Origin of the sequence: Microcoleus sp. AS-A8 (assembly GCA_039962225.1) — a bacterium.
In the GTDB taxonomy this organism is placed as follows: Bacteria; Cyanobacteriota; Cyanobacteriia; order Cyanobacteriales; family Coleofasciculaceae; genus Allocoleopsis.
The window spans coordinates 20,811-40,262 of record JAMPKV010000020.1; the positions used below are offsets into that span (position 1 = coordinate 20,811).

The following is a 19,452-nucleotide window of genomic DNA, read 5'->3' on the forward strand; positions in this document are numbered from 1 at the left end:
GCTTCGCTGAGTGGAGCGCAAGCAGACCAGTGTTGGTTTCTAGAAATTAGACCAATGACAAATTGACTCAGCAGCGCTGAGTGGCTCATAGCCAAGTTGAAGGCAAGACTTTTAACTAAACTCCAGTACCCATTGGGTCGGGAAAAATAGTTTTTATATTATCCAACCATTTCATTTGTTGTCTGTTCAGTCGGAAACACTTCCCCACCTGATCCATACACCACGACATCATAGTCATAACTGCTCAGATTAGCTGGATTATTAATCCGATGCAAAACCTCAAGACTGGCAGTACGTGACCACTCGATCTGTTGACTTTTACCAGCATTAGGTCGAATCGGCGAAAACTCAGAATTGCTGAGGCGACCATAACCAGCCAAAATAACAGATTCAGGAGTATCTTGAGGAGCAGCGAGTACAGAGATACTCAGTTTAGGGGCACGTAGCCGCCCTTGATTACTCAAGAAGTAAACAGCGATCATTGACCACAGTTCTGGTACAAACTTATCCTCAGGCGGCTCACCATCTGTTGGTGTGCCACCACCCGGCGGAGCCTCGACAAGCGTGTAGTGAACAACTGCTAAGTACACTGGCTCATTCGCAGGTTCAGGCATCTTCTCCAGAAGCACGCTAAAGGCGACTTCATACTGCGAAATTGACCCTGACAGAGATGTCCAACCACTCCCTGCATCATTGGGTGAATTAATGCCAGCAAGAATCACCCCATCTGCTGTTGAATCGAATGCATCTTTTGGAATTTCGGTTAAATCATTCGGGTTTAGCGTCCAGAGTAAGCGAGTGCGAGATGTGTCAGATTTAGGCTGGAATCGGCTATCCGCAAATAAATAGAGAGTGAAGTCTTCTAGGGTAGCCTGGGCAAATTGGGTACCTGCGAAATAAACCAAGCCAGGAGATTGCTGGGCACGATCTGGTGAGGTAAAACTACGGAAGATCTCATTACGAGTAGCCAGAACAGCATAGATTCCTTGCTCAGGAAAATTCTTAGAGCCTGTACGATCGAGTACCTGTTGCAATTCAAGCTGAGCGTAGCAGAAGCGTTTTCCATCCAAAAGTTGCGGATTTGATTTTTCTGTTTCCTTCAATGTCAAGCGAACGCTTTGGTTCTGCCCCGCGATCGCTCTCGGTCGCCGCAGGGTTGCTGATGTTTCAGGTGCCACGCCAATCTTGATGCGATCACTTTCATATTGAATGTTTTCTATGTTCCAACTGGTGCAAGTAAGTTCTCCCGGACGAGCAGCCCAAGACATCACATCAATCAGGGGTGGCAAGACTGTTTCAATGGAAGTTGTTTCCGCCTCTTCTTCCTCGGCTGGTACTTCCCAATACACGACTGGTCGCTCGGTTCTAGTTCGGGTGTCTGGGCGAGGAAAAATTTTCGTATCATACTGCTCGAAAGGAATATCCTCTCGCATGGTGGTTCCCAACAAATTCCCTGGCAAATCCCCTGGCTGGATCATCATCCGTCCTGATTCAGCAGTGCCGACTTTAAAGACTTGGGCACTCGCTCTTTGTGCGGGTCGCAGGATTCCAGTAAATAGCCTTGTGAGTTTCTCCCTCGACCACTGTGCAGGCCCGGTGGGAGCCAAACGAAAGTAAGTTGCCGCGATCGTCGGTTGAGGAGGTGTGGGAGGTACTGGGTCTGCCGCAAAGAGGAGCAGATTGAGATCGGGGTTTGGAATCAATTGAACGAGCGGTTGACGCCCTGTTACTGGATTTTCTGTGGCTGGGACGACTCGCGGGAAACGGCTGCGGGGATCGATTTTTAAGGTTTGACCCAACCAGGGTTGAGCATAGCGCAGTTCCTCTCGGAACGCTTCAGGACTGAGTGGCACCAACAGCACCTGGGAAAAATCTACTAGGACAAACGCACCATAGCTTCGGCGACGAGTCGCTAAAATATTTTTAGCCCAAGTGAGAATCAAGTATTTCACCTGCTGTGCTAATGTCGGTGCCTCCGGCAATGACACAGACAGTAGATCGAGAAATTGCTTAATCTGTCCCTTACGATAAGCAGGTTTGAGGGCTTCAAGCTCTGCCTCTAGCTGTTTTTTTGCTTCGTCTGGATTCCCTCCCATCTGCTGAATCAACTTCTCAGCAGAAATTTCTAATTGTTCCCGAGCTAGACAGACAAATTTTCCTTCTACAAATGCCACCAGCTGTACATTACAAAGGGTCAGCTTATAGGATGTTTCAAGCGGTTTTGTTGGCTCCTGAAATGCTTCAGCTGCCGTACTGAGTCGTGGTGGCTTGTCGGACCCCAGCACTTGAAAAGGAAACTCAAACAAGCTAGGGGCAGAGTCATCAAGATACCGCGTGAGGGTTGCAGCGACTAACACCTGCTGTTGCCTGCGCTTCTCAATATTGCCAGGATTCAAGCCTGTATCTGATGCGTGGCTAGGTGGTAGACGGAGCCAGTCAAGGTCATCAAGCTGACCATCGAGAACCGGAGAGATTTGCCCATCTGGAAGACCTGCGACAGTTTCAGGGCGGAGAACCTTTTTGAGAAAAGATTCTTGTAGCCAGAGAGCATCGAAATTGGTTACTTGAATTTTAGAAGATGTTCGTAGAAGCGATGGACTCAGAGGACTGGTACGCCGGAAGTAGGCGACCTGATTAGGTGGATTATCCTCAGGTAATGTTAATAAAGCAGGTTGGACTCCAGTAGAATCGTGGCAAAGTTGGTCGTTATCGAGATCGGGAATAGACAGTGTCTTACTGATTAGTTTCTGTAACGTGGAAGCGAAGGGAAGACGCACTAAATGCAAGCAATCGGTCTCATTTTGAATTGCTTGAAATCGTCCTACTTTTTGGGGGCGGAGAAAGATTCTCAAGGCCGGATGGTATATATCACTAGCTCCCCGTCGTCGCTCTAAGTCTGGTTTAACCCAGCGTAGCCAGAAGACGGCTCCTGCTTCTAGAACCAATTTATCTTTATTGGCATTGTCAATAGGAATAGTGTCATCCCTGAAGATTTGAGGAAAACGTTCCAGCGTTGTCAACCTCAGCAGTTGAGTTGTTTGCCAATTACGCTCTACCTGTTGGAAAGGACTCAGTTGATTATCGATCCTCAGAACTTTTTTCCCAACGCTAAGACGCAGTGTATGTTCAACGATCGCTGCAAAGAATTCATCCTCGGTACGGGAGCCAATTCCTTTATAAACTGCATCAAGCGGCAAAGTCGTCTGGTCTAGAAAAACCCTAATTCGATGAAAGCATTTTCTCTCATTGATAGTTCCAGGAACCTCAACTTCCTCGATAAAAGTAAGCTCATTCTCTACAACCCACCATCCTGTTACACTCAGGCTGATATCCAGCTCTTTCGCTTGTTTCTTCAGTCTTAATAGACCAACAAGGCGAGTTCGTGGTGGTTTACCGATCGCTAGCAGGCTACGACGTGCAGATAACCAATCGATCGACCTAATCTCTGCACTAGAAAAGCTCAGGATTCGAGGAAGTTTGGAGCCATCAATAAATGGATTATTCAGCTCAGTAACAAACCTTATTTTCGATTGTTCACCTGTTTCTGGTGTATAAATTGTGAGAATAACAACAGTCCCATCTTCATCTAGGACTGCCAGCTCAGAATTACTCAAAGGAACCAGTTTTTTGACTCCTGCAAGCATGGAATACGTATCAATTGGTGTCTCGTTTTCAGGTACAGGATCTGTGCCTGTAGGCATGTTCAGCGGCGGTTCAGTCCATAGGCGTACTCCACCATCTGGGCCTCCAGACACAATAAGACGAGAACTACTAATATCAGTACTCATAACAGCAATAGCTGTAACAGGAACTGACTTTTGAATCAAAATCTGGGCTATGTTTGCACTACTTGCTTTCGGATCAAAAATTACAATCTTGCCGTCTTGATCTCCTGTTACGAGCCAATTTTTTGTTGGTTCCCAGTCAATTGCAATAATGTTGCTTTCATGGGGAAGTGAGGGAGAGGATGTTGGGGGGGTAGGGCTATCGTCTGGAATCCAAACGCGCAAATGATATTTGTCTGTACCACTCTTAATTTTTCGAGACCAAGCAATTACCCGTGCTGCTCCACTTTCACGACGGCGATTGTTTGCCAAAGCAAGAAAATCACCAAATTCAGGGGAGGGCTGCTCCACGATTAAGGGTAACCCAGTTGGTCGTTGATTGGGATCATTTAAATCCCAGAATACCAACAGTTGATTCTCATTTTGATTCTGATTACCAATTGCGAGAACTTGAGACTGGCTATCCTCAAAAGGACACAAGAATGTTGCTTTAAAGTCCTGGCCTAAACCTGAAGGAAATTCTATTTTTATTGATCTGGTTGCCGAAGACTGAATTCTTTGATCAACCTCATTTTTATTACGATCCCAGCGCTGAACTTTACCATCGCTCGTACACCAGAAAATTTGCTCTCCGAGCGCAATTGCTCCTACTCCAGGAAAAGCTCGAAGGTCTGGCTCTTCATCAGTTCCAAGATTGGGTTGCAGTTCTTGAATAATACTCGTTCCTTGATCAATGCTTTCCAATTCGTCCAGTTTTGGATCGTAAAGATGAACAGAATCATTGGTAGAAGGTTTGCGATCACTGAAGCAGATCTGAATTTCTGTGGCAATATCTGAAACTTTCAACTCTGGGGCTTGAGCATCAGATGGAGCCTCCGGTGGGGCAAACTCTATACCTACAAACCCACCTTCGGGTGCACTATCATCAATTCTGAACCAAGATTGCTCAAGCGGGTTAGGCGTTGTAGACTGATCGATTCCCATGACCTGGAACATAAACTGACGAGGACCTACTTGATTAAGTCTGAGTTTCAGGTCTCCTGTCAAATCTACCTCGTCTTGTTCCAAGCGAAATTGCCAATTGCTTTGGCTTGTATGCGATAGCTTCCACCTGGGTGAGTTACCCATCAATGGATTCATCCAACTAAATGTCCACCCCTCTGGTAGAGCTTGTGGAATCTTTAGAATTGACTCAGGTTTTAGTTCTGTAGAAGGAAGGGTATAAGCAAATTCAGTAGTTTCTCGTTTAGCCGTGAAACTGAGCAAGCCCTTGGTGAATTTGCAAGTAGTTTCTAAAAGCTCATTATCAGGTTTCAAACGCAGTAAGCCAATCGGGTGTTTCAGGTCAACTTCTTGCAGACTCATTGGCAATTCAAGTTCTGCGGAATTGTCCTTAAATTCTGCTTTTATCCGCAACAGCTTAACTGTTCCTTCCTCTTGCTCAGCTAATGCTTCAGTCTGATCCTCTGGTAATTGTGAAAACCGCCAATCTATTGTGCCTGTAATGGTTTGAAACTTGAAAGAAGAATTAATGACTGGCCCAGGAGAAATGAGGTTGGAATCTACGCCAGCAAACGTGAGAGTAACTCTTCCAACAGAAGTCGCAGCAAGTTGAGAAAGTTGCTCAGATGAAATCTTCTCTAAATCGTTTTTTGTTTGCCAGAGTATGATCGCCTCTAATTTTACTGTCAGCGTCGCGTCGGTTTGCCGTATTTCCAGCAATTTAGTTGGAAACAGGCAAAAACCGCGCCAAACCGGCCAACTTCCCTGACCATCATGCAGCATCCACTGCCCACGTTCTTGCTCGGGATTGGAATTTTCAGCATCTGCAAGGACAATTCCAGCGATATCTAGTTGTAACGTCGTACCTGAATCATTTTGGTCTTGAAGTTCATAAGTTTCTGAGCGAAGCAGGCGAGGTAATCGATTCACTGGCCACTCTCGAACCGTTGCTCCTGAGGGTTCTTCTCTCACCACTCCTTCTGCATCCAGGGTCATCACTCGTTGACGTACCTCGTTCCATAGAGCAATCAGGGGTTGACCATTGTTGACAATGCTGGGAGCGTTAGGATCATCATTGTTCTTCTTCCACGTCACTTGAAATTGAGGTGGATTTGCTTCATCATCTGTCAAGCTAACCTGAAGTTTTTGGGTGAGGGCTGAGATCGCTGAATCATCAAGAAATTTGGGACGCTGAAAGATAAAAGGCTCGTCAATACCATCTAGCTTGAACTTTAATTGAGGATACCGACCCTTCAAATTCACCTGCTGAATCTCGATCGGGGTTACCCCTTCAATATTTTGGGGCGTTTTGGGTAGCCAGCCCTTAGCTTGCTTATCATTGTCCGTTTCAGGAAACAGTTTAAACGCCTCTGTCTCTCTGACTAGGGTCAGAGAGACAGGCACAGTACTCTTAGGGTCATCCTCTTCTGTAGATGTTTCCACAACCTCAGTGTAGGCTTCATCCAGTGCAGGTACAGCATGTCGATAGAACCAGTCCCATTGCTTTTTCTGTTCTCCTGCCTCGGGTTTCGCTTGCTGCAATTCCACCCCAGGAAGAGTTGGCAAAAAGAACCGTTGATTAGAAAACTCTGGGGAAACTTGCCAGGAATTACTTTTAAAGTCAACACCATCGGGTTTGTTATTCAGCTTCGCTAATCCACTCTCTGGGAATTCGATGATTACTTCTTTATTCCGCTTATTCGGCTTCAATTTTTCATAGGGAATCAAGCCCCGATTAGCATCCAAAAAGCGATCGCGGGAAGCAGCAGGAGAAAGAGGCACGGTTTGGATCAGCGGATAGCCTTCTGAGTACTGCCACAGACGCATTCCCTTGCTATTTGCCCAACTGAAAACAAACTTGTTTGCAACTGAATCGAAACTTACGGATGCTTGGAGAGCTTGAGGAATTCCAACTTTATCAGGTTGTTCAGGTTGCTCAGGCAGTTCTTCTAAAGCATTTTTTGAGATAAAGGTTGCAGATAACAAGATCTGATGGAGACGCTCCTCCAACTGAACTTCTTTGCCATTCGACAAATCTGTTAAGGTGGTTAGTGAAGGAATGAGAGCCTCTGGTACAGGTCGTTGAGTCCTGGGTTGGTCATCGATCAGCACTTCATCCCCAGAACCCTGTGCTTTTTCATCTGTATTCGGTGCTTGATACCAAACACGAGGAGTTTGGAGAATGACTTTTGGGTGTTCGATCCATAAGCTCAACAGCGGCTCAGTTTCCGAGATTTTCAGAACGATCGCCACAAAACTATTGCTTAAGGTTTCCACCTGAATATCCATCCCTGCCAGTACCTCGGTGTCCGGAGATGGATTAAAAGCACCAACGATCTGGCTGAGGGGCAAAACGCTGGTCACTGCCGAAGATGATTGAGTTTGATCTACCTTTAACTGCAATTGAGGTTGCAGCGTATCCAGTGACAACCAACCTGTTTCAACACAAAGCCAAACTCGTTGAATTGCTTTTTGGATATCCTTGGTTCCCCCTGTTGTTGCATCGTTAACCGTGATCGAGGCAACCTTCAGTAGACCTTTGGCATCTTGAAGCAAGGTTGCTGGAATTGCGATCGCCGCCAAATCTCGTTTTGTAAACTTGAAGCTTAAGGTTCGTGGTAGGGTGAGATCCAACTGAATGAGTTCCCGAAGTCCTTCGTCTGGGTCAGAAGCTCCAGCAATAAAGGCGATTGGTTGTTGTTGCCAGGTGTCGCCTGTATCTCGGGTCAAGCTGCCAGTGAGAAACTCAGGGTAAAAAGTTGCCTCAGGTCTTCCTTGAAGTGATTCAGAAGTCTGAGGAGCAGCGATCATCAGGCGAACTCCGATTCCCTCTGCCCACCAGCTAATCTCCTCTGGTGTAGTGGTCAGAAAGATTTTACACTCCGGTGCAGGTTCGCACTCAACGTTGTCGAGAAACGTTTGTGTTTGCTGACCGGGGTTTTCAATAGGAAGTGTAGCAACGTACTTTCGGATTAAAGTGGCAGCATCTTGATTAATCAGTGTGAACTCGCCAGCCAGTTCATCTCGAAATTGGAACGGTAGCAAAGTCCATAAGCGAGTTGGGGTTGCAGTCTCGATGTGCTGTGTTGATAAATCTCCGTTCCAGCGAAAAATAGTTTTGACAGCGTTCTGATCCTTAACTTGGTCTTTCTCTTGTTGAGGAACTCGAAGTACAACTTGAGTATTAGAAGTTCCAGCTGGGAAAAACGCCTCTGGCAGGTTTCCTAGGACAAATAATCCTGTCGGTTCAATTCGCAGTTGCTTAATGTCTGCTAGGTTAGCCGTAGGCCACAGTTCCTGGAGTCGGTCTTGCCAACTTGCTTGATCAAATGAATCGACAGGCAAACTGAGTGAACCCCGGAGCAATTTATCTGGACCGTCTGGCTCTGGCAAAACCAATTCCAGTGAAGCATTAACGCGGATTGTTTTTTGACCAGAATCAATCTGATTCCCGTCAATATTCCAAGTTATTTGCGCCTGCAAATCACCCGAAAATTGCCAATACCACTGGTCATATTTTTCTAAAGGAGGAACATTTGCAACAGTTCCAATTGTCTCGAAATTGAAGGTTGCCCCCGCCGATGGAGTTAGCACAATCTCAACCCGGTCTGAAACGTTGCCTTCAGCAGACCATGCATATGGGGTGGGAATTACTAAATGAATACGATTAGGGTGAGCCATAACCAATTCCTTCCAATGAGGTCAGTTTCAAGGTGTTAAAGAGGACGGGAGTTCAGACCAGATGCCACCACGCTGGACAACAATGGGAATTATTTCCGCAACAGTTCCACTGGGCGTTGTTTTTGCTTTTGTCTGAAGGGCTGAAATTAATGGATCTGCCAGAGGACTGGTGAGCGTAATTTGGAGGTTGAATATTAATTGCCCCTCTACTTGCGACAAATTCGGTTCTAACGGATTTGGAAGCATTCCTGGCGCTTGCAATTCTACACTGAACCAAGCATCATCTTTGTCTACTTCCGGTGGCAAGATGCGTAATAACGGCAGAAAAACAGGGCTAACGTCTTCTGAGTCCGTGTTATTAATCCAAAGGTAAGCCTGATAGGTGAGGTATAAATCTGGCAAACTCCCAAAGCGAATGGTTTCCTTGGTAGGAACGCCTGTTCCGTCATCTAGACCATTAACCGACAGTGTTTGATCAGCATCAACCCAAAGCCCCCTAATTTCCTCCCGCATGTGTTGCCTGGGATGAACCAGCGGAATGTGCAGGGTTAATTGCTTAGTAGTGCCATCATCACTATAGACAGTTGTGGGAAGGCACTGCTCAGCATGGGGTTGCTGACGAGCATCTGGCCCGGATTGGTAGAGAGGAGTAACCCAGCTTGTTGCCTCAGGCGAACTTTTACTGCGCCCTGCGGTGCTATAGGCTGCCACTCGGTACTCGTAATACCCTGGCAAATCGGGATACACATAGCGATCGGTCCCATAAATTCCAGATTTTGCTTCTAGCACAGGTTTCAGGGCAATCGAATCAGGAGTGCCGGGGCTACCATCTTTTTTGACAATGTCCGGTGCTTGTTCAGGAGAAAACAGCTCTTTGCCTTCTCTCTCCAACCAGGTTTGGTATTCTCCCCATTTCAGTCCTGGATATTTTGTGATGAAGCGATCGTAGACGGATTGAAGTTTGCCCAGGTCTTTAATCCGTCGTTGCAAATAAACCGTTGTACCCGAGTACTGGATATGAACCGCTTGAACAGCGGAGGCTGAGGCAGCAAACGCTGCGGGGTGACGGAAGACAACCGCCTGAATCGAACCATTTAAGGGAGTTGCCAACAGATTGTGAGGCACGAGCGGGTTAGAACGGTCTACCGGCACTTCAATGAATTGATCGGCTTTGGTAGGAGATTGGGAAATTCGTCCTAACGCCAAGTCATACCGACGCACCAAAGCCAAAGCAATCTTGTACCGATGCGCCCAACCATCTGGGATTGGCAAACTGCATTCCAATCGACCATCCTGTTGAATTGGTAACGCTACAACAGCCTGAGGCACGGGTTGATTAGGTTTTCCCTGAGTTTCATTGGTTCGAGCATCATAGCGATAAGTCACTATTCGTCGCCATGCTTTGTCACTTTCTTCTTGAAGCAGTTGCGATCGTTGTAACCGTGGATTGACTTCCTCTAGCCATTTTTTGACTGGAGCTATTAGCAAAGGTCTCTGTGCCTCAGGCAGGCGCAGGTCAGCTTGTTGGCTACCTAAAAACCGATGAGACAAAATGATGTCCAGATTGAAAGGACGCTGAGGTTCTTGCTCCCATGCCTTCAAAGAGCGGGCATAAACAAGGCGCAAAACATCGAGTGGAGTCTTTTGGTCTTCTGCCAAAAAGATGCCAACACTGATGAGAGGAAGGTCTGTACTGAATATTAGTGCTGAAATAATAGCCTCCGTCGGGATGGATCGCCCTTCTGACGTGACAAAACGGCATTCGCAAGCTAGTCCAAGGGATTCCAGCGTGCGCCAGCCATAGGGGTCAGTCTTGTCATTAAATTCTGTTTGTAAATTTTGAATGGCTTTCGTCAGTTCAACCAAAGTCTCAGCCGCCGAGTCAGAGTCTGGCAATTCATACGACTTGACCTCCAGTGGTTCCCGAAGCGTCAAGACATAGCTAACATCGTTGAGCTTTTGTGTCTCCTTCAACGCAGTAGCCAGTTTCTTTAGAAACGCCTGAATGTCTTGATGTAACCAGATTTGTCCTCCCGGTTGCACCTCTGTCCATTGAAAGGGGGGAGGGGGTTCCTGCCCATCTGCTAGGGAGACAATCGGAAATTCCTGCAAGTCCTGAGGTAATTCTGGAACCCAATCTGCAATGGGGGGGGTATTTCCCTCGGTTTGCTTCAATCCCCGATCGAGGCGATCGCGCACCTCCTCTTCAATCGTCGTCGGCACCTGGGCGCGTGAGATGGTCGGATCGGGTTGGTCAGCCAGTCCTTTGACTTCGATCGAAGCAGGTTGGGCCCGGTACAGTAAATCAGGCACAGCACGAATTGCCAGTTCTACAGTTGAGCTGGGAGGTTGGGGATCATAGGCATCCTGTCGATAAAGCTGATACCCCACGACCGGATTGAAAAACTTGTCAGGAATGGGGCTATCACCATAGCCGTTTAATAACGGGTCATCGTAACCTTTACGACCCGATAAATCATGCCTCCAGGCTAGAGTCAAAGTGAGTGGATTTGAAGCTTGAGTGTAATTGACGATGTAGTCAATCAAACGATTAGAATCTAGCCACTGCTGAGCGTCTTGAATGTTACTGTCAATGTACTCCAGTGCCTCTACAAGGTTGCCTCGACCGAGGTCTAAACGCTCAGCAGCATCCATTGTGGCCTCTTTCTCTCCGGTGCCTGGGCTGAGGATGGGAACAATGGCGTGGCGGCACTTTTGGAGTACAGAGCGTTCAATGGGCTGGTTCAGCTGTTTTGAATTGTTCTTCTGTTGCCCAACGTAAAACTCAATAGCCCAGCCGGGGCGTTTCCATTGCTCTCCTAACTCTGTGTCAAGTAGCTGCTCAGGAATTTCAACATAGTAGCCAATCAGCGCTGTTTGCGTTTCTTTTTTCGAGGTTAGTGGGTCTACTTGCTCTAAACTCTGCTGTTTCCATTCCAGCAAGCGATCGCTTGTGTCATTGGGTGAGAGTGGCGGTGGAAAGTTGGTGGTTTCATCCCAGGGAAGGGCTTGAGTTTCCTTAACTGATGCAAACTCAATTCGCACTTCATTCAAGTTCTCGTCCGTCTCTCTAGAAGGTAAGCCAGAAACCCAATTTGTGCTTACTTCTGAACGTGATTCAAACCCATAGGAACCGACTGTTCCAGCCCGGACAAAACGATATCGCAGTCGCAGTTGCTCGGGCATTGCATCCCGCTCTTCCCCTGTGTTTTCGTCTTTTACGATCACTGGATCAATCACGACCACAATTTCAATCCGTTTCTTCTGCAAATTATGGAGCGCTAGTGCTTGTCCTGGAGGGGGTAGTGGTTTGACTGTTCGGCGTACAACATTAATGAGACAGGAGGTTAGAACGCGATCGGGCGCTTTAGCAATCACTTCATACTGTAGTTGATTCCCTTCTCCAATCTCCTCTAACTGGTTGTCTACGAACTGAAATGGAGGACGAATTAAAGTCTCCATTCCGGGTTCTGACTCCTTTCCTTTAATCCAGCTTTGGTAGAGTGGGAATTCCCGAGGTTTGTCCCCTAAACGACTGAGGTTACGTCGGATGACCACAAACTTTTGGAGTTCAGTAAAGACGTTGGCAGGGTCATCTTGACGGCGCTCCGTAGGCCCTCCTTCCGGCACAGATGGGTCTTCCCGCAAGAATAGCCAGGTTAGACAAATCTGGTCATTAGACTGAGCAACAGGACCTGCAACAAGATCGTATTCTGGACGTGCAATTCCTTTCCCCAGAGGAGGAACCAATGGTTCCATATCCTGGTCTTCAATGCGAATACCTTTATCTTCAGTTAGATCAATTAAGTCTGGTACGGGATCTGGTTTCCCATATACTTCATCAGGTACTTCAAACTGAAGAATGAGGTTTAGGAGGTGGGCAAAGCCCTCTTCTCCATCCTGATCAACATAGTTCTCATTAACCTGTGCTTTATCATCTGCAAGAATTTCTAATAACTCTGCCAGCAACATGCCAGCTGAAATACCCTCCTCAGCCCCTTCTTGATAGTTATTGGGAACAACCTGTAGTCCATTGTCCTGTTTGGCGATAAAAAATCCCTTTGAATCATTAACATCTGATGGATCAACACGCCACACCTTATTCGCCTGAAAGCGCTCAGCTTCTGAACTCGATAGAAGGTAGACGAAAATTTTTTCCGGTAGCTTCGGGATCTCCGGTAGATTTGGCTCAACCGAAACGTTTGGTTGAATACGGGTTAACTTTGTGAATAAATTACTTAGTTCACCTGGAGTATCTGATGCAATAGAGTCTGGCTTTTTCTCCAATCTGGCTAGCTCATCTAGCTTCTCGACGGCCTTTGTGATTGTCTCAAGCTCGTTGCTCACTAAAATCTGAAACTTAGGAAGCTTAGGATCATTCGACCAGGCATTTGCCAGTTCTTGATCGTAACGAGTATTTCGAGCTAGATTGGGAGAGTTAAGAGTATTTGGGGCGATCGCTCTTGTTTCATCATCGGTATGCTCCGGTGAAGGATTGAGAGGGCGAGAATCACTGATTTCCTGAGTTTTACGAAAATCTGTTTTCTCGTCTTGAATTGATTGCAATACATCTCGGACATAAATCCTCTCCTGTTCAGCTTCAGGCAGCTCAGAACCTGGCCCTGTCTTAGAAGTAGAAGCAATTGATAACTCCTGCATCAAGTTCTCACTCCAAGACAGTACTCTCCCCTCTGCTGCAATTGTCTGCTTGCTTCCTACAAATCCATCAAACTTGACGTTCTCTCTAAGTTGGATTGTAAAACGAGATAACTTATCACTAGGTTTTGGGTAAGGAGTTCCTGGACTGGGGAAAAGTAAAACTCGCACATATTTTGTACCTGGTACTTTACGGAAGTGATAAGTCCAGGGCTTGGGCGGCTGTTCAATAGCAGCTTCGGGAGCAGCTAAAAGGCTAAACATTGGAGTAGCCGATCCTTGAATCTTAGCTGCCAGGTTCGGCGGTAGTAGTGCTTTGATTCGATTCCGAACGCGACCAATGATCTCTGGACGGGAAGCAAAAGCTAGCCGTCCTGCCAAACGATAACCACAGACTGAAACGGCAACCTCTGCTTCTCCGGTGAATCCCAAATTTGGGCCTGGTTCCATTGCAGCAGTCAGGGCAGCAGCGATTGAAATTTGTATGGTAACTTTGAAGCGGATGCTGATGCTAATCTTGAGCCAACGGGTAAATCTTTTCGACAGTGACACCGATGCCTGGGCAGTTAAAGACAAAGTTGCTTGGATTCTGACATCCCCGACTAGATAAGTCCGGAATTCACGGTCTAAAGCTCCTGCAAAGGATGCCCGGAACATACCTTTGCCATTTGCCGAGAGCCGAGCTTCAGCACTACCTAAGCGCGTATCGAAACCAACCCGCGTTTCAGCTTTAAGCTCAATAGAAACCGCATAATTTAGCCCAAAGCTAATCACGCCCTGATAGATGCCAAATCGGAAACCAGAAACTAGCTCACCACGAATCAGTCCGCCTAAAGCATGACCCTTAATGCGGGTTTCCCAGGGCCAACCCACCTCCACCAACATCCCCTTTCGATCAGCAGAGAAGAACAAGGAGGTTTCCACCTTGCTCAATACTTCCTTTAGGATTGGAGGGGCATCATTGCGGAATTTAGGATCTTTAAGGGTGCGGAACATGGCAAATAGCCGTTGTTCCTTCACTGATAAACCAATTGCTCCGCGTCCTACTGGTTTTACTGCAAACTCAGTACGACGAGTATCATCGGGTGAAGCAAATAACCACAGGTTAACTCCGGCAATGATTTGCAAGTCCTGGTCTATAGCTAATAAAATACTTCCTGCAATCGGGTGAGGTTTATCGTTTGGGAGCTTACCTAGAGTAATGAGTCCGTTGGCGACCAGCATCCAATTGAGGCGATCGCCTACCTTTTCCGGTCGTGCTGGTTTCCAGGACTCTGGGCGGCGTGGCACAGGTAACCCTGCCGGATTATTGACAAGAGCACCAATTTTTTGAGGCAGTGTTTTCTTGGGATTTGGCTCTAATCCATCCAGTGCCTGATAGATGCCTAAACCTACCCCTAAAGAGCGCAGGAAAAATCCGGCAAACAAAGCTACATCAATATTGGTTTCCAGATAAACCGCTAGAGATGGCACCCAAGCTTGACGATCTTCTGTTCTGACACGGGTTAGTTTCAGCAGCCCAGATCCTTCAAAGGTTTCGGTTTTGAGGGCAAATGCACCGACAAATCCAGACTCTGCTTCCAGTTCAACGAATTGGAAGTCCCCATCCAGTTTGAAACCGCCAGGAACAGTAAACTGAGCTCCAATACGACTGACTTGAAAACTGGGAGGTCGGCCTTGGCGGAGCGTAATGTCCCCAAACCTTAGAGATGCATTAACACCTGGCAATTGTTTGATGGCAATATCTCCCAATAACCGCAGAGAGTTTTCTGGATTAAACTCAACTCCCTTTAATTTGACCTCGAAGATATCAGCAAACTCAAACTGCTTAGCAGGAAAGCTCAACCCAACCTTAGTCTTACCCAGGTCTAATGGATTTAAGCGCTCAAAGCCAAATTCAAGTCCAGAGAATAAATTTGATAATTCCTTCATCGTGCCCGCAGAGATACCTTGGGGCGGTGCAAATTTAATTTGACCAGAAATCCAGGCATCAGGCTCCCATGTTCCATTTGAGTAACGAACACTCAGATGAAAAGCTCGAACCAGGCAAGAGAGATAGAGGCGATCAACATGGAATTCAGATAAGCCGCTGACATCAAGAGAACCTTCAGCATCAATGCGGCGAGTGACGGGGTCTTGAGCTAGTAATAGGGTAAAAGTGCCAATTGCGTCATCAAAATATCTCAATTTAGCCGATGCTTGTAGGCTTCCTTGTACTAATAGACTGTTCTTAAACTCAATCTGCCCAATGACCTGTCCATTGCCACTCTCCTGCTTTCCAGGACTTTTAACCGCTAGCGGTTCAGCAAATATTGGCTCGTCACCTTTGCTAGTAAAAGAGATATTTTCGGAACAAACCTTTCCCTTGAGATCATAGCCACCGCTGTGCAGCGCAAACTCATCTAATTCAAAGGTAAAAATGTTCGGCTCTGCCTTCTGCCGAGGGTTTTCTTCGCCACTGCGATAAGCTTTTGAAGCTGGGACTCGAACCGAAATCCGGGCGGGAGAACCAATACCCTCTTGACCTGGTGGAAAGGATTCGTCAGGGGCATACTCCAACTTTGGATCGCTAGGTTGACTAATAAACTTGAATGCTGTGTTAAGCGGAACATGAAGAGAAATCAGTTCTGAATCCAAAAGAGTCCAGTTATAGTTCCGTTTTACTTGAAGTAGAGTTTCTCCCTCACAGCGAAAGGAGCCTGGTTCCATTTCTGCTGCACCATTCTGAATCTTAAATAGAAAAGTAAATTTTCCATCACCTTCTAGAATAAGGTTCTGCGCTGAACTATCTGCTACTTTTATCCGTAAGCAAATCTGTAGTTTTCCAGTATTCCCTACAATCTGAAATTCAAAAGGCTTTTCATCACCACATTTATCAAATGTGACAAATGTGACCTGAGTAGGATTTAATGCTCCTAAAACTGAGCCTGCAAGGGATTTGAGCTGGCGACTCGTATCAACATCCAATTGATTTGCGTTTTGTAGCTTCTCCCTCAACCATTCCTCTATTAACTTTTGAGGAATGTTTGGAAAGTTCGTTCTCCAGGTAATTGTTCGTGTGCTTCTATCTAAATCGGGTTCTAACTGACCGAGATCCAATGTGACTAAGGAACCATCTGGTTGAGCTTGAGACCAGATATTGTTAACAACAGCCCCTCGCCCAGAACCCTGAATCTTTTCAAATAGATCAAACTTTAAGGATGCACCTACCTGCTCTGGGAGAATAAGTTGCAGCCCATCTAAAGCATCAAAACAAACACCGTATTTCCCATTTGCTAAGCTTAAACGAGCCAGGGGAGATCCAAGGTCTATCCCAGCAGCACCATTTAAAACAAGCTGAATCCTGAAGTTACGGTCTGATTTTTCAGGGTTAAGGATACAGTCAATTTGTAGAGATGGATCAACTGTACCGTTAGGAATCAAAGGCAAACTTTGAAGTAATGAAATAGTGTCTATAGGAATGCTAAAGCGGGCAATACTATTACCTTCATCTTCAACAGTATTGAAATTAAATTCTTGAGGAGTCGCTGAACCATTAGCATCCAATTTCCACTGTAAAGGTTGCTTGAGAAGCGGATGAGTAATTTGAACAATCAACGAAACTTGACCATTTTCCAGAACAACAGACACTTCTGGTGTAAAACCCAAAAACTCAACCAGATTGGAAATGTCTACTCTCCACTCATGTTTGCCCAGTTGAGAGCGGTCTTGCGATACGAGCGGTGTGATCTCAACTGACTGCTGGTGAGGAGTGTCAGCGTTGTTGAAAATTTGCAAGTCTTCGTTTGGTAAACCCTCTAAGGTTTCTACTAAATCAGTCACCAACAGGGGACGCTCCGGATCTGCAATGTAGCTGATTGGTAACTGCAACCCAAAGAAACCGGATCGCTCCAAGGGTTGTAATGGCGGATCATTCTCTTCCTCGTTTTCCTGAGGAGTGATTGCATCTTCCTGGGGAACCTCATCCTGAAAAAGCTCAACCGATGGTGGGTCTGGAAAACACATATTCAGGGTCAGTCCCAAAAACTCCAGCCTGTCACTGCCAGAGATTGGACTACCTAGCACAGAAATTCCAAAGCGATCTCTGTCACCGTTAGCGATCGGGGGGTCACTAATCGGGATAGCTGTATAGGGTTTGAAAACAGGACTCGCAACAGCAACGTTGATGCCCTGTTGATAAAAGTTGAAGCTGCTATGAGCTGTCTCTAATTGCCTGTCAACAAGGGTGGCAAAATCCGGATTGGGACTTCCTTGTCTAAGCTGATATCCTTTTTTCTGACGTGTTGAATCATCTTCAGGCCATGCCTGGATATTATTCAGCGTGTTAATTAAATTCTGTCGAGGTTTTTCGGCAGTTAAGGGACCTTCGGCAGAGTTAATGTGAGCAAACAATGCTCTGATCAAAGCAGCCTGACCCTCATTATCCCTTGCCCAGTCCAGGGCAGGTAGAATCCCTCCTCGATCATTCATGGCATTTTTGAGGATAGCGACCAAATGTTTTCCTGCCTGCCCCTTCCTCAAAACCGTACCCGGTACATTGATATGCCAGCGCATTAACAGTGCTACCCCTAACTCAGAAGTAAACACATCACCAATCCGAGCATTTCGAGGACCTGCTGATCCTGCTGCATTAGCTGGTCCAGTGTAAGTTAGTTGTTGCCCGTCTACTTTTGGCCATTCTGCTGAAAGAATATCTCTCAGGCGTATCCGAGCCACATCCCACATAGCCTGACGGTACCACTTGAAACTGGAATGGGTTTCAGCACCGTTTTCCGCAAAGCGCAGACGACCTGCCATGACAAAGCGATAGAACCAATGCCAGGTCTTAAACCAGTTTGCCTCATCCCAAACTTTTGGTAGCGTAACAAAACCTTCTTCTGCACGAAGCTTCAGCCAGTTAGTATAAGTTCGATTACTTGAATTGAGTAGGTTTTTACCACCATTTTCCCACTCCGCAGCCAATTCAATTCCAAAGCGCCCAAAGGCATAATTGAAAGTATCAGCTTGCTTAAATTTAAGGTAAGCTAAAAATCCTCCCAGCTCACCAGCAGAAATGGCTGCTTTACTCTTTAATCCCAAAATCCAGTGGGCAGGTCCGAGAGAGATTAACCCAGTATCATAAGCGTTGAGGCTATCAAAAAATCCATTACACTCAACTTCTGAAACAGCCCTGACTACCCGAAAGGTACTGCGGTTATCTATTGTTGCAGATTCCCCAATGAATGACTCTGGTAGGATTTCTCCACCGTATTCGGCCCAGCAGTGTCGTGGTGGGCTTGAGATAGGCCCACCTAAGGAACCATATTTCACAAAATCTCCGACCGCTAACCATTCGGGCAAGATATCAATATGAAATTGATCTGTAGAGAGATTCGGAACTTTGAAGAGATCTGTCTCAGTGAGATTGGGTTTCCCAGGGAAATGAATTTCCCAAGGACCACTATTATCTTGACCAAAAACTTTAATATTGATGCTAAATTTACTTTTTAGAGCATCCTCGATCGCCTGGGCCGTTAGACCACTCCTTACTAAAGGAGAATCAAGCTGTACTCCACCAAGTGCTAGATTAAAATCAAGGTCAGGCGCAACCCACAGAAATTGTACCTGTGGTTGGATCTGGTCTGTTTTACAGTAGTAACGAGTGAAATCTCGCACATAAACCTGTGCTTTTATTCCGGGACTACCATAGGATTCTGTGCCAGCCCAAAGATTCTCACCATTCTGAACTAACTTGCCAGTTTGCTCCCGTCCTGATCGCTCAAAAGCACAAGCAATGACAGGACAGCGCCAGCTTTGCTGATCATCTAGCCAAAACTTGATTAACTCAGCAGTTTTTTGATTAACAACACCACTGATGGGTCCCTCATAGCGTTTATTCTCTGGAATCTCGACCTCAGTCAATCGAAGAAAATCATACGATTCAGGAATTGCAGTTAGCTTAAAATTGATACGAGCACCACGCTTCATTCCAGCATAGATTTGAAATTCACGAACAGCCCATTCTGTTAAGCGATCAAAATTACCTGTGTATCCCTTGTCAGGTTCCTTACCAACAATACGAAAACCAAGTTTGTAGAGATCTTTTTTAAGGTCTTTGACATATTCAGGATTGGACTTAGTTTTCTGGCTGACTTCTTTGCCGGTTCTGCCTAAAACGATCCCACCATAAGGTTCAGCCATTACCATCTCCTTACAACTGTTTTTTGTTACTTTCTTTAAAGAATGTTTTAAAAGTTTTATTTGTTATCTTGAACAATACTTAGTGGAGAGAATAATTCTCGTTTTGTGACCAAATTCGAGATACTTCACTCCACTAAGTCGTCTTCAG

General features: G+C 46.2%; 2 protein-coding genes. Both read right to left on the bottom strand.

From position 1 onward, the window contains the following. Positions 1 to 158: 158 nt before the first annotated feature. Positions 159 to 8,468: a hypothetical protein gene (locus tag NDI48_24575; GenBank protein MEP0834344.1), complete on the bottom strand. Its 8,310-nt coding sequence runs from the start codon at positions 8,466 to 8,468 to the stop codon at positions 159 to 161. Positions 8,469 to 8,495: 27 nt separating this feature from the next. Continuing rightward, a complete protein-coding gene (locus tag NDI48_24580) occupies positions 8,496 to 19,304 on the bottom strand; it encodes a peptidoglycan-binding protein (GenBank protein ID MEP0834345.1) in 10,809 nt (3,602 codons plus the stop codon). Between the last annotated feature and the right edge of the window lie 148 nt (positions 19,305 to 19,452).